At 43.5% G+C, this 13,571-nt stretch carries 10 protein-coding genes and 2 rRNA genes (1 of these 12 cut by a window edge); 5 read left to right on the plus strand and 7 right to left on the minus strand.

The genetic code is table 11. From position 1 onward, the window contains the following. From ECHVI_RS08790 to ECHVI_RS08815, 5 genes are all read left to right on the plus strand, one after another. A 23S ribosomal RNA gene (locus ECHVI_RS08790) occupies positions 1-75 on the plus strand (it extends 2,823 nt beyond the left edge of the window). Positions 76-170: 95 nt separating this feature from the next. Then, a 5S ribosomal RNA gene (gene rrf, locus ECHVI_RS08795) occupies positions 171-282 on the plus strand. Positions 283-1,106: 824 nt separating this feature from the next. After that, on the plus strand, positions 1,107-1,424 hold the full coding sequence (locus tag ECHVI_RS08800) for a hypothetical protein (RefSeq protein ID WP_015265616.1): 318 nt from the start codon (positions 1,107-1,109) through the stop codon (positions 1,422-1,424). Between the two features lie 555 nt (positions 1,425-1,979). After that, positions 1,980-3,884, plus strand: a complete 1,905-nt coding sequence (locus ECHVI_RS08810; protein WP_041738454.1) for an ABC-F family ATP-binding cassette domain-containing protein — start codon at positions 1,980-1,982, stop codon at positions 3,882-3,884. 1 nt (position 3,885) lies between these two features. Then, on the plus strand, positions 3,886-4,911 hold the full coding sequence (locus tag ECHVI_RS08815) for a flavin-containing monooxygenase (protein WP_157501314.1): 1,026 nt from the start codon (positions 3,886-3,888) through the stop codon (positions 4,909-4,911). 48 nt (positions 4,912-4,959) lie between these two features. Here the strand turns inward: ECHVI_RS08815 and ECHVI_RS08820 are convergent, their stop codons facing one another. From ECHVI_RS08820 to ECHVI_RS08850, 7 genes are all read right to left on the minus strand, one after another. Next, positions 4,960-5,823, minus strand: a complete 864-nt coding sequence (locus ECHVI_RS08820) for a nucleoside phosphorylase (protein ID WP_015265619.1) — start codon at positions 5,821-5,823, stop codon at positions 4,960-4,962. Next, positions 5,816-6,799, minus strand: coding sequence for an oxygen-dependent tRNA uridine(34) hydroxylase TrhO (gene trhO, locus ECHVI_RS08825; protein ID WP_015265620.1), 984 nt, complete (start codon positions 6,797-6,799; stop codon positions 5,816-5,818). The genes ECHVI_RS08820 and trhO overlap by 8 nt, the downstream gene beginning before the upstream one ends. Positions 6,800-6,860: 61 nt before the next feature. Next, a complete protein-coding gene (locus tag ECHVI_RS08830; protein ID WP_015265621.1) occupies positions 6,861-7,496 on the minus strand; it encodes an acetyltransferase in 636 nt (211 codons plus the stop codon). A 55-nt stretch (positions 7,497-7,551) separates the two neighbouring features. Next, positions 7,552-8,844 (minus strand): DUF2851 family protein, encoded by a 1,293-nt coding sequence (locus ECHVI_RS08835; RefSeq protein WP_015265622.1) that lies wholly within the window; start codon positions 8,842-8,844, stop codon positions 7,552-7,554. A 169-nt stretch (positions 8,845-9,013) separates the two neighbouring features. Continuing rightward, on the minus strand, positions 9,014-9,829 hold the full coding sequence (pyrF, locus tag ECHVI_RS08840) for an orotidine-5'-phosphate decarboxylase (protein ID WP_015265623.1): 816 nt from the start codon (positions 9,827-9,829) through the stop codon (positions 9,014-9,016). A gap of 548 nt (positions 9,830-10,377) precedes the next feature. Beyond that, a complete protein-coding gene (gene lolA1, locus ECHVI_RS08845; RefSeq protein ID WP_015265625.1) occupies positions 10,378-11,031 on the minus strand; it encodes an outer membrane lipoprotein periplasmic chaperone LolA1 in 654 nt (217 codons plus the stop codon). Between the two features lie 30 nt (positions 11,032-11,061). Next, positions 11,062-13,539, minus strand: a complete 2,478-nt coding sequence (locus ECHVI_RS08850) for an FtsK/SpoIIIE family DNA translocase (RefSeq protein WP_015265626.1) — start codon at positions 13,537-13,539, stop codon at positions 11,062-11,064. Between the last annotated feature and the right edge of the window lie 32 nt (positions 13,540-13,571).

Here is a 13,571-nt window from a genome sequence, read left to right on the forward strand (position 1 = left end):
GACGTTGATAGGCTGCAGGTGTAAAGCCGGAGACGGCATAGCTGAGCAGTACTAATAGCCCGAAAGCTTGCCTGTGGACACGTTGTATTATCTTTGGTCATGTCGAAAGCCAAAAAAGGAAATGAAGATATTGTTCCGTCGCCTGAGAAATTGCGATGGGACGAAGAGCTTAGGGTGGTACGGCACGGGGGATCCACCTCTTCCCATCCCGAACAGAGAAGTTAAGCCCTGTCGCGCCGATGGTACTGGGGTTACACCCGGGAGAGTAGGTCGCCGCCCGCTTTTATACAGGCCCTTCCGCAGTTGCGGAAGGGCCTTTTCTTTTTTGTGCAGGTCCCAAAGTGTTGGGGATCTGCCTACTTATGATTGCCGGACATGTGCCCTGCCACATTGGGCTCTGTTTTGCCACGGATGGACACGGATAAACACAGATAGGATGCTTAAGGCGTTGCTAATCCGTGTTCAAATCCCTTATCAGTAACTTACTTATAAAACTACGATGCCCATGCCTTTGGCTATGCAGAGGACTTCTCGGCAACGCTTGGATTCATCCAGTTCATAGATGAAATAGCATCCTTTAAATAAAGTAGCCCTCAGAAATATTGCTTGATTTGTTTCTGCCCCTAAGTCCCCTTAAAGGAGACTTTATGGTTGCCCCATCATCGGGCAAGATCAGATGCCCAGCCCCAAAGGGGCGGCACATCCATAGCCATGGGTGAAGCCCATGGTATATTTGCCCATCCAACGTTTTCGGTTTTAGCCGCATTTACCTCCCTATTCCCCACAAATTCCCGCTAAAACCCATTCGTGCGGATAGAGCAAAACCATCGCTTTGACGGGGCGGCCTCATCTTTCAAAAGAACATGTCAACATTCATCCCCTGGAAAAGCCATAATGTCCAAACCACCAAATGCATGCTGCGACCTGCATGGAAAGGGATGTATAATTGCCTTGTGCCTTAGCGTCTTAGTAGCCTACCATTATTCCATAGATAAATTTATTGCCAGTAGGCTTATTGTTTGATCCATTATTTTTGACATTTCTACCATAAATGCATTGGGCTTTGTATATTGTATTATATTGATTTTTACCAAATTGACTTGATTATGGGCACTAACAACACATCTTTTGATGAAGTCGAAAAATTACTTCAGGAAATTGGGCATAAAATTGAGGAGCTTATAGCTAAAGGTGCTGAAATGAGTGGTGAGGCGAAAGTGGAAGTAGAGAAAAAAGTAGAGACCCTTAAAAAGGATAAGTTCTCCATAGAAAAGGAATTTTATAAGAGGAAACAAGCCTTTGAGGAAAAATACCATTCCAAAAGGGCAACGGTAAGCCCTTTGCTCGAACAGTCCAAGACACATTTTCATGCAGGGCTTAAGGCATTATCGGATGCTGTGAAAAACCTAATCAATAATAAATAGGTTCTGTAGGCTGATGTTTTAGTAGCATTGACCACTCTGTTTCCCATAGAACCCCTTTTATAGCCAATAGTGGAAGCCCAGCATTATAAGGTTATGGCAATCCTTTCAAAAATGCGAAGTCAAAATTCATATTCTCCATGAATATGCTTTGATCTATATTTATGCCATATATCATGGGGGAATTAGAAAAAAGTTGAGGGTAGCGATTTAGATGATTATTTATATTCCTTACTAACCTTGATTATTATTCTGCCACAGATTATTTTTTTTAAGCGTTGCTTAAAATGACCTTAATCATTACCATGGGCTTGCCTTGGCAATGAATAGGGGGTAGCAAAGGCTTCTATGTGCTGTCTGTTGGATTCTTTAGGGTATCCATCTTGTTTGCGAGAAACTGGCCGCAGATGTTCTAGGAGATCATCCTGTATGCACTCATCCAGTCCATCGTTTAAATGCCATTTTTCAGGGAAGCTGTTCCCCGTAATATCACTTGATCGTATAGCATTTACTAAATGACAATTGGTTTTATGGGGTAAATTTTCCTTATTTTTGGACATGAATTACCTTTCTGTAGAAAAACTCTCGAAGAGTTTCGGAGACAAACCATTATTTCACCAGATTTCTTTTGGAATAGATCAAGGACAAAAAATAGCCTTGGTGGGTATAAATGGTGCTGGCAAGTCCACCTTGATGAAAATAATTATGGGGATGGAAATTCCCGATGAGGGGGAGGTGGCCATAAATCAAGGCATCAAGACCGCTTATGTTCATCAGAATCCGGTGTTTGAGGCTAACCTAACTATCTATCAGACCTTATTTTCTGATTCCTCCAGTGAGCCCCTAAAGGCCATCGAAGCCTATCAAAAGGCCATGTTAGCGGCAGAGTCGGGGAAGGACAATGCTGATGAGCTGAATGGTATAATGGAGAAAATGGATCGGCTTCAAGCATGGGACTTCGAATATCAAATTAAAGAAGTCTTGGGAAAGCTAGGCCTTCATGATACCGACCTTCCTGTAGGGAATCTCTCTGGTGGACAACGAAAGCGTGTTGCTCTTGCGAAAGCCATCCTAGAAAAACCAGATTTACTTTTATTGGATGAGCCTACAAACCATTTGGATCTAAAAACGATTGAATGGCTTGAAGATTACCTTTCTAAAGCTAATTTGTCCCTCTTTATGGTGACGCACGATCGTTATTTTCTGGAAAAAGTAACCAACGAAATCCTGGAATTGGATGCTGGTAAAATCTACAGATATACGGGGAATTATAGCTATTTCTTGGACAAGAAAGCTGAAAGAAGGGAAGTTGAAGCCAGTGAACAAGAAAAGGCCAAAAGCCTATACAAAAAAGAACTTGAATGGATTCGTCGTCAGCCTAAAGCAAGAGGTACGAAAGCGAAATACCGGGTAGATGCTTTTGAGGCTACCAAGGAAAAGGCTTTTCAGCGGAAAGAAGAACGAGAGGTGGCGCTTCAGGTATCGGCAAAAAGGCTAGGCGGGAAGATCATAGAACTCGAAAAGCTGTTTAAGCGCTATGGCGATAAAAGAATAGTGAGCGATTTTTCTTATACCTTTAAAAAAGGTGATAAGATAGGAATTGTGGGGCCTAATGGAGCGGGTAAAACTACTTTCCTGAACATGCTTACAGGAACTTTGAAGCCAGATAGTGGGGACATTACCATTGGGCAAACTACTGCCTTTGGGTATTATAGGCAGGAAGAGCATTCCTTTGATGAAAGCAAACGGTTGATAGATTTGGTCAAGGAAGTGGCGGAAGTGGTCACTTTGTCCAATGGTAGCACAATTACCGCTTCCCAATTTCTGAATCAATTTGGTTTCCCCCCAAAACAGCAGCATACTCCAATTTCCAAACTCTCTGGAGGTGAAAAGAGAAGATTACAGCTTTTAATGGTCTTAATTAAGACCCCGAATTTTTTAATTCTGGATGAGCCCACCAATGATTTGGATATCGTTACCTTAAACACCTTGGAAGATTTTTTAGAATACTTTCCAGGTTGCATGATTATTGTTTCACATGACCGGTATTTTATGGATCGCTTAGTGGATCATATCTTCGTGTTTCAAGGTGGCGGTCAGATTAAGGATTTCCCTGGTAATTATTCTGACCTACGGGAGTGGGAGAAGGAGGAGGAAGCTAAAGCCGCGGCCGATAAATCCGTGACCAAAACCCAACCATCTGTCCATGAAGGGGCCTCTGAGAAAGCTAAAAAAAGTAGTAAAGCCTCCTTTAAACAAAAGCAGGAATTCAAGGCTGTACAGGAAAAGATCAATCAGCTGGAGCTCGAGAAGGGCAGCCTTATTGAAAAGATAAATGAAGGTACAGAGGACCATGAATTGCTATTGGAATGGTCTACCGCTATACAGGGAATTGATGAGCAACTGGAAGAACTAGAATTCAGATGGCTCGAGCTGAGCGAGCTGGATGATATTATGGATTAGCATGAAAGAAATAGATTATGTAATCATTGGAGCTGGCCAATGTGGCTTGTCGGCTGGAATGTATTTGCAAAAGGCCAAGGAGGATTTTATCATTTTGGACCAGCACTTGGAGGTGGGAGATTCTTGGCGGAATCGATTTGAATCGCTTAAGCTTTTCTCCCCAGCAGCTTACTGTCAGTTACCTGATTTAAAAATGGCTTTACCCTCCAGTGTACGGCCTACAAAAAATCAGCTGGCAGATTATTTTTCGCGCTATGCCAGTCACTTTGATTTGCCCGTCCATACAAAAAACAGGGTTACAGAAATTTCTAAATTGGGGGAAGCATTCCTTGTCAAAACTACCTTTGAAGAAATCAAGGCCAAGAAAGTAATTGTAGCAAATGGGCTATGCCAAAAGCCGTTTATCCCTGAATGGGCTGATAATTTAAGCATTCCATACATCCACAGTGGGCAATACCGTACGCCCATTTCCGTAAAAGGAAAGAAAGTGCTGATTGTAGGAGGCGGGAATTCTGCTGCACAGATTATAGCAGATCTTACCAACTATTTTGAGATCCACTGGTCCACTATAAAGAAGCCGAAATTACGTTCCTTGTCGGTTTTCGGGAAGAACATTCTTTGGTGGGGAGAAAAGTTCAATAAGCTTAAGAAGCCTGCCAAAGAAAAGCGTATCGGAAAAGCAGAGCCTATTTACCTGTTTGACGACTTGAAAAAGAAAATCAAGAAGGCCAAGAGACAACCTGAAGTGATAGGAGCGGGAAGTAACCAAGTTACATTTTCGAATCAAAAAACCGAGCAATATGAGTTTGTTCTTTTTGCTACGGGATTTACTTCGGATTATAGTTTTATAAATATTGAGGGGTTTGAAAATGACATGGAAATGCTACGGAAACAGCAGGGTGTTTCAAGCGTTTCCGGGTTGTACTTTTTAGGGATTCCTTTTCAGCGTAGCCGCAGCTCACACCTCATCTATGGTGGTCAGCGAGATGCTGCGTTTATAGTGGAAATTGCTCGAAACGCTGATTAACCGTTCCTTTTTGTGGTGCTTTAAGCATTCGGCATGTTTATAAAGGCTCTAAATATGTTCCAGGGTATGATGGATCAAATGGTCTACGACCTCACTTGGGTTTCCCACAAATGTATGGGTTATTCTGTTGGCCACAATGGCGTTTAGGCTGAGGACTTCATGCCCCAGCATTTTGCCCATGGCATAATAACCAGCCGTTTCCATTTCAAAATTGGTCAATTGGAATCCGTCCACTTCCATTGCCGATAATCGTTCGATAATGTCAGGAATAGCCGGTTTGAGCCGGACTTCCCTGCCCTGTGGTCCGAAAAAGCCAGGACAAGTAGCAGTGTTACCCAAGATCATGTCTTTGGTGTTCATCTGTCCAAGAAGCTTTTTGGAACCTTCAAAACAATAAGGGAGGAAGTCTACACCAAGTGATTGCTGAACGGCTTCTCTAATCGCTTGCTCCTTGTCGGAGTAATCAGCCGCATAGTATTGCATCAAGGTGTCCAAGCCTACTGCATATTCCGAAGCAACCAAAGCTCCTGCAGGGATTTCTTCACGCATGCTTCCAGATGTGCCGACACGTACGATATTGAGTGCGGTATGCTTGGGCTTTACCTGTCGTGTCTGAAGGTCGATATTGACCAGCGCATCCAGTTCAGTCATGAAAATTTCGATATTATCTGTTCCCATTCCTGTGCTCATCACGGAAAGTCGCTTTCCTTTGTAGGTGCCCGTATGGGTGACAAATTCACGCTTGGCGACCTTTATGTCCACGTGATCAAAATATTGTGATATTTTGGGAACCCGTTCTGGATCACCTACAGTAATAACATTTGAAGCCAGAAATTCTGGCTTCAAATTTAGATGATAGATGCTTCCATCGGGATTGATGATCAGTTCAGATGCTGGAATTACCTTAGTCATTGACGGTAGGTTTTGAAATTTCTTTTTCAGATTTCCTGTGTAGCCCTTTGTAGGGATTATAACCGTTGGTGTTTTTTTGATAGTAGCCTGTACCGTCGTAAGGCCGCTTTTCGGGATGTTCCTTGCATTCATCAGAACATGCACCTTCGTATTTCCAGCCACATGCTTCACAGATGGGCACATGAATGTTGCATTCAGGATTGGCACAGTTGACCATTCGGTCGGATGGTGTTCCACAGCAGTGGCATTTGGAAATCACCTTTGGGTTGACTTTGTTTACATCGACAGCTACCCTATTGTCAAATACGTAGCATTTGCCTTCAAAGTCAGCTCCGTCGGCTTCCATGCCATATTTAATGATCCCTCCATGGAGCTGATAGACATCCTCAAAACCTTGCTCTAGCAAATAAGCTGATGCTTTCTCACATTTAATTCCACCAGTGCAATAAGTGAGCACCTTTTTGTTTTTAAGGTGTTCCAGCTCTTTTACCTTTTCAGGAAAGTCCCTGAAATTGTCAATGTCCAGCCTGAGGGCATTTTTGAAGTGGCCTAGCTCATGCTCATAATTCGATCGAACATCTAGGATCACTACGTCTTCTTGATCTTTTAGGGCCTTGAATTCAGCGGGTTCAAGGTGCTTTCCCGTTCGTATGTTTGGATCGAGATGCCGCAAACTGGAATGCACGATCTCTGGCTTTACCCTTACATGGATTTTTGCAAATGCATGTTTGTCAAAATGATCTACTTTGAATTCTGTTTTGGCGAAGCGAGGGTCCGATTTTACGTATTCCATGTACTTGTCACAATCCTCTTTCAAGCCTGAAACAGTTCCATTCAAGCCTTCGGAAGAAATGATGATTCGTCCCCGGATATTGTTTTCTACACAAAACAAATGATGTTCTTCTCTGTATGCTTCAGGATCCTTGATCTCTGCATAGCAGTAATAAAGTAAAACGCTGTAATCTAAATTTTCCATAACTAAAGCCCTGTTTCCGACAGGGTGTTTTGGTTTTTTATTGGTTGAATATACTAAATTATTACTTGATGGGCGCGGCTGGATTCCCAAAGACGGTGGTTTCTTCTTCTACGTCTCCTACTACGACCGATCCGGCTCCAATGCGGGCATTTTCTCCAATTTTTACTCCTGAGACGACCGTTACGCCAGAACCGATGAAGGCACCTTTACCGATCGTTACGCCAGAATTGATGACGGCTCCAGCCCCTACCTGCACAAAGTCTTCCAGTTTAGCACCATGGTCGATGATCGCACCGGTGTGAAATATGCCATGGCTGCCGATTTCTGCTCCAGAACCTATGGTTACCCGTGCATTGATGAAATTTCCATGGCCAATGGCTGCATCAGTGGAAATATAAGCTGTTTTATGAATTGCATTGATCGGCTGGGTTTTTCTTCTGTCGTTTAGAAGCTTTACCAAAAACTGCCGGTATTGGTTGTCGTCCACGGCTACAAAGGCTTCGGATTTTTTCCCGATAAGCTTTAAGTAGCCATCATCTTCAGGATTCCCCAAAACAGGCACCACATTGATTTCGGTACCGTGCAGACTTTCATCTTCATCCAAAAAGCCGTATACCGTAACTTCGTTGCTGTTGAATATTTCCAGAGCTGGCTGCGCGATGCCCTTTGCGCCTAATATAATGACTGGTTTTTCCATGGTTTCAATCGTTTAGTCCGCAAAATTACGCCAAATTCCGGTTGGAACCAAAATGTCATTTTGAAGGCCTCAATACGTTCTGGCCAATTTTACATTCCAAGCATTTTTTGGGACTGCAATACAAGTGGTGGACCCCGATCATTCCCTGTGTATCAAAGGCATTTTCTGGATGCCAGTTTTCTTTTGTAAAGGCCGATATGATGCGGTTTTCTTCTGCTGGAATATCCTGTAAAAAGTCAAAGCAGCGTTCACGCCATTCTGCTTCATCGGTATATTTCCCGTATGCGTACCATAAAGGCACGATGAAATTGATACCTAAAAGATGTAGGGTTCGTTTGCTTAAAAGTCTGTTTTGTGGCTTGCCGCTCGCTTTACTCAGCTGGTAGTGATATTCCCAATATCCATTTGGCTTTGCGCGAAACAGCTGCCTAAGGTCGGATACTTTACGGACTTCATGTGTCAAAAGTGAAAATAAATTGGGACTGTTGGATAGTATTGCCACCAATTGACTAATTCTTACAGAGGGGTAGTTGCCAGGTCTTACCCGCATAAATTTCCATTCCGACGGGTAAATGGCTTCAGGCAAGTGGTATTTTTTTCGATAAAACTCGTATTCTCTTTTCATAAAGAAGGTGTAGTCATCGGGGTTTTCTTGATAGCAGAAGCCTGCTTGTCCCATCAGGAGGGCTTCTTGGATCAAGGGCTGGTCAGCATGTTTTTTGACCAATCGGTAGGGCATTTCCCTGGCCAACTTCAGCATCGGGGTGCTGTTTACCTTAAAGCCAAAGCAGTAAAAAAGCCATCTGTAAGCTACTTCCTCCCAGTCTCCTGCCGTAGCGTGTACTTCTTGATGAATCAGTTGGGCCTTTTTTTGCAGCCGTTCGACCAAAGCCCTTTCCAGCATCGAAAACTTTATGATGGGTTTTACCTCCGATAAAAAGTCACTACAAAGCAACCGCTTCCGTGTGCTGATGAGGCGCTGATAGTTTCTTAATACATCCAAAAACACCCGGCCTTTCAAAGCCAATGTAGGAATGGTCGTCCCATCTTTTCGGCTCACTTCGGTGTCGTGATCCCACACTACATGGAGAATGACAGCGTCGTAGTTTTTGTCATTTTCATGGCCATGGGCATTCCAGTCTGATGTTTTGATATGGACTTCCACACTGCCAAAGAAGTCCATTCCGTCCAGTATGATATGGGCTTCCGAAAAGTCAGGCCCTTCATGGAAATTTTGAAACCCGATTTTTTTTATCGCTAATGGAAGGCCGGATACTGTTGTCAACTCACGTTTTTCAAAATACTGATACCGCCAAATTGCATGGATAAAGTCTTCTCTAAAATGCATAACACCACAAAAAATCCATAAAATCTATTTTTTTAACCCTAGAATTTAGGATGAAATCCATAGAACAAAAAAATATCCTCGTTTAGGACTGTAATTTAGGTGATGTATGAAAAGAACATGCAAATAACAACAGTGGAATTCCCGAGATATTAGATTTTCGGAGGAAGCATCAGCCGTATTTTTCCAGCAGGCGAGCCATCTCCTGCTGAAGCTTGCTTGCTTCAGCTCGTGCTGCATCGCCAAAATCAGCTCCATCAGAAGCATAAATGATGCCTCGAGAGGAGTTTACCAAGAGTCCGCAATTGCTGTTCATGCCGTATTTGGCCACTTCTTCCAGGCTTCCTCCCTGGGCCCCTACACCGGGCACCAAAAAGAAGTGATCCGGAGCATATTTTCGTACTTCAGCAATCTTTGCCCCATTGGTAGCTCCCACGACATACATCAGGTTGTCGTCTGATCCCCACCGTTGGCTTTTTTCTAATACCTGTTGGAAAAGCGGTTTGCCACCTTCTGTTTCCAGTACTTGGAAATCCGAGCTGCCCCCATTGGAGGTCAATGCTAACAGGATGACCCACTTGTCTTCAAACTCCAAAAACGGACTTACACTGTCTTGCCCCATGTAGGGGGCTACGGTGATGGAATCAAAGTCCATTTGCTCAAAAAATGCTTTGGCGTAGAGCTTTGAGGTATTTCCTATATCGCCCCTTTTGGCATCTGCAATGGTGAAAATATCCTTGGGAATGTAGTCGAGGGTTTTTTGGAGGCTTTCCCAGCCTTTTGGGCCGAGGGCTTCGTAAAAAGCGATATTAGGCTTGTAAGCCACTGCAAAATCGGCCGTTTTATCGATGATCTCTCTATTGAACGCGAAAATGGGATCTTGTTCTTTTAATAGGTGGGAAGGGATTTTGGCCAAATCCGTGTCCAGCCCTACACAAAGAAAAGATGATTTTTGTTGAATGTTACCAAAGAGCGTTTTCTTATCCATTTTTCTAAAGGTTTCCGCAAAAGTAGGAAATTACCCGCCAATCTGAAACTTGATGTTCCGGAATGACCGTTTTTTGGATCAAGCCATATTTCTGGGGCGAGAAATTTTGCTATTTAGGGGATAATGATTTGCCATGAAGGCTCAATGGCACAAAGCAATTATTAATGACTTTCCGTGTAGATTACAGCATCCACTTGGTGTCTTAGGGCATTTTTATTTAGCCTTGGTTTTGCCATCGATATAGGCTTAATTCCTGTTATTTTGATCAAGCCATAAATCTGGGCGATGAACACGGATTTGCGATGCCTAAACATCCTATCTGTGTTTATCAGTGTTTATTTGTGGCCAAATAGCAACCAAAAGTGACAAAGGACATATTTGCCCATCGAAATAGGTTAGCCCCATCTTTTCTGCTTGATCCGTTTTGTTGAATAGGACATAAGAAAGAGACTGTCTCAAAAAAACAGTTCTCTAATTGGTGATAAACTGATTTGGCTGATGTATGAGACAGTCTCGTGTAGAATATATGATAATTTTTTCCGGTGTTACTAGCGCAAATCAATGATTTCTACGCCGGGATATTTTTGGGGATCAAACGTAAAAAAGGATTTTCCTAGGGAGACATTTGTATCGACTTCATTAAACTCATACTTAAAGGTGCCACCGTCGCTATCGGATACTTCCCATGCCAATAAGTCCTTATTGCTTTTATCCACAAATAATATGATCTTCTGGAATTGTGCTTTGGCACTTTCGGCCGTGAGTAAAATTTCAATTATTTTTTTCCCATCTTGGCTTTTTTCGCCTTTGAGAACGTAATTATAGCCTTTTTTATACAAGTTATAGATACTGGAAGGGGTAAGTTCATCGGTGTTATCACTCACCGTATTCACAGTGACTTCTTGGTAATTATTGGATTTGATAAAAGTCCAAACCGTCTCACCATCATTGTAAACCTCTTGGTCGGGCAAGACCAATTTGTAACGATTGCCATTGACGGCTACTTCTCCTGAACTACGCTGACTTGCGCCGTCCAGATCATTGTAATAATAATACTCAAAGGTAGCTTTAAGGCCATCCAAGGATTGATATCGCGCACTCATTTGATCTAGCAATGCCTTGGCATCTGGATCCTTTTGCGCCCATAAATTTGTTTGTATACAGCCTAAAAGTAGACTGAGTAGTATGATCTTTTTTAACATAATTGTAATCCAGTTAATAAGCTCTCGCCGCTAGAGGCTACTCAATAACTGTTCCAAACTGACTTCATCTTGAATTAATACTTCCCTGGCTTTACTGCCTTCGAAAGCTCCTACGACCCCAGCAGCTTCTAACTGGTCGATGATCCTTCCGGCACGGTTGTATCCGAGTTTTAACTTCCTTTGAATGAGGGAGGTACTTCCTTGTTGGTGCATGACAATAAGCCGGGCGGCATCCTCAAAGAGCGGGTCACGATCTGCAAGGTCTACTTCTCCTACGCTGCTGTCTCCATCTTCACCCTCAAACTCCGGCAATAGATAGGCGTCACTGTATCCTCGTTGCTCTCCGATCCATTCACAAACCCTTTCCACTTCAGGGGTGTCCAGGAAAGCACACTGTAAACGAATCACGTCAGAACCTTGGGAAAGCAGCATGTCCCCCATGCCGATAAGCTGTTCAGCACCCCCTGCATCCAAAATCGTCCTACTGTCCACTTTGGAGGTTACCCTGAAAGATAGCCTTGCCGGGAAGTTTGCTTTGATGATACCGGTAATCACATTTACGGATGGGCGCTGTGTGGCCACGACCAGGTGGATGCCAATAGCCCTGGCCAACTGGGCCAAGCGGGCAATAGGGCCTTCTATTTCCTTACCGGCTGTCATCATCAAATCCGCCAATTCGTCAATGACCAGCACGATGTAAGGCATGAATTTATGGCCTTTTTCAGGATTGAGCTTTCGGGCCACAAACTTGGAATTGTATTCTTTTAGATTCCGGCAGCCGGCGTCTTTAAGCAGGTCATAGCGGTTGTCCATCTCGATACAAAGGGAATTTAAGGTATAAATTACCTTTTTGGTATCAGTGATGATGGCATCTTCGGCATTGGGCAGCTTGGCTAAGAAATGCCTTTCGATTTTGTTGAACAAGGTCAATTCTACTTTCTTGGGATCGACCAGCACAAACTTCAACTGCGATGGATGTTTCTTGTAAACCAAGGAGGCCAAAATCACATTTAGCCCGACGGACTTACCCTGCCCCGTGGCACCGGCCATCAACAAGTGCGGCATTTTCGCCAGATCAAAGACAAATACTTCGTTACTAATGGTTTTGCCCAAGGCCACAGGAAGGTCCTTGTCACTTTTCATGAACTTTTCAGTGCCCAACACGGATCCGGCTGCTACCAGCTCCCTGTTTTTATTGGGGACTTCTATACCGATGGTGCCCTTTCCGGGAATGGGAGCAATGATCCTGATTCCCAAAGCCGCCAAGCTCAAGGCAATATCGTCTTCAAGGTTTTTGATCTTGGATATTTTGACCCCAGGATCCGGTACAATCTCATACAACGTTACCGTTGGGCCAATGGTCGCTTTGATCTCTTGGATACCGATTTTGAAATTGACGAGCGTTTCGACGATTTTGTTTTTGTTTTCTTCAAGCTCTTGCCTGGTCACCGTCACCTTTTGTTGGTCGTATTCATTGAGCAGGTCAATGCTCGGGTATTGGTAGCTTGGAAGGTCCAGTGTAGGATCGTAGGGGTCCAGGTTTTCTACTTCGCTGACTTTCTTCTCTTCGTGCGCCGTGGTTTCTACGGTAAACTTTTTCTCGTCTGCTGGTTTTTCCTTCTCTTGGACATCATCTGCTGTTTCGAGGTCGTCGATATTGAAAGCAGGCTCTGAAACAGGCGTCTTTTTCTTCTCGGGTTGAGCGGATTTAATGGTCCAGCTTTGCTCGTCCTCCTCTTCCTGATCACTCATCATTACTTCTTCTTCATCCTCCTCCATTTCATCTTCTTGGGATGGTTCGCTGATATTGGACTCTCTTGATACCGGTGCGGCCGGCTTGGGAGCGATGTAAGGATCGTCGGATTTTAGGTCGTGCTGTAACCAGTCAATGTGGGTGATGTTAAAGAAAAATACCACAAAAATCAGCAGCGAACCGAAGATCAAAATGAATGTACCCCATCCTAGAAATTCATCCGCCAATACTGCCATTTCATAGCCAAATCCGCCACTTAAAAACTGAAGATAGCTGAATCCTTTTAGGATGTGGACGACATAACCTAGCAAAAGTCCCAACCAGAAAACAAAGAACAGTGCAAATGCGCTGTACTGTGTCATGGGGACGAGTGATTTTTTAAATGCCCATTTGAATCCAAGTAAAAAGAGGAAAGGAGGCAATAAGAAAGCGGCCAGCCCAAACCATCTGAATATTAGCCAATGGGAAACGTAGGCACCTGCGTATCCAAGCCAGTTCCTGGCTTCGGCGGCATTTTGTCGCAAGGTCACTTCCGCATTTCCGCCTGAGACCACGCTCTGATCGGCCGGGCCGGTAAAAAGGTACCCCAAAAAGGCAAAAAACAAAAATAGCCCGATCATCATAAACAAAATCCCAAATGATAGCCCTATTTTCTTGTCTTTTAATGCTCCCAATGAAAAGTTAAAGGAGCTTTTCTTCTTTTTGGCTTTTTCTTTTTTTCTGAATGTATTTGATTTATAAGTGTTTGAAGCCATAATTCTTCAATATGTCCCTGGTGTAATAGGTA

It is taken from the genome of Echinicola vietnamensis DSM 17526 (assembly GCF_000325705.1).
Classification (GTDB): Bacteria; Bacteroidota; Bacteroidia; order Cytophagales; family Cyclobacteriaceae; genus Echinicola; species Echinicola vietnamensis.

Coding starts and splice junctions, on each gene's coding strand:
- ECHVI_RS08850 (WP_015265626.1), bottom strand. CDS start 13,539: ATGGCTTCAAACACTTATAAATCAAATACATTCAGAAAAAAAGAAAAA.
- ECHVI_RS08835 (WP_015265622.1), bottom strand. CDS start 8,844: ATGCATTTTAGAGAAGACTTTATCCATGCAATTTGGCGGTATCAGTAT.
- ECHVI_RS08820 (WP_015265619.1), bottom strand. CDS start 5,823: ATGACTAAGGTAATTCCAGCATCTGAACTGATCATCAATCCCGATGGA.
- trhO (WP_015265620.1), bottom strand. CDS start 6,799: ATGGAAAATTTAGATTACAGCGTTTTACTTTATTACTGCTATGCAGAG.
- pyrF (WP_015265623.1), bottom strand. CDS start 9,829: ATGGATAAGAAAACGCTCTTTGGTAACATTCAACAAAAATCATCTTTT.
- ECHVI_RS08810 (WP_041738454.1), top strand. CDS start 1,980: ATGAATTACCTTTCTGTAGAAAAACTCTCGAAGAGTTTCGGAGACAAA.
- lolA1 (WP_015265625.1), bottom strand. CDS start 11,031: ATGTTAAAAAAGATCATACTACTCAGTCTACTTTTAGGCTGTATACAA.
- ECHVI_RS08800 (WP_015265616.1), top strand. CDS start 1,107: ATGGGCACTAACAACACATCTTTTGATGAAGTCGAAAAATTACTTCAG.
- ECHVI_RS08815 (WP_157501314.1), top strand. CDS start 3,886: ATGAAAGAAATAGATTATGTAATCATTGGAGCTGGCCAATGTGGCTTG.
- ECHVI_RS08830 (WP_015265621.1), bottom strand. CDS start 7,496: ATGGAAAAACCAGTCATTATATTAGGCGCAAAGGGCATCGCGCAGCCA.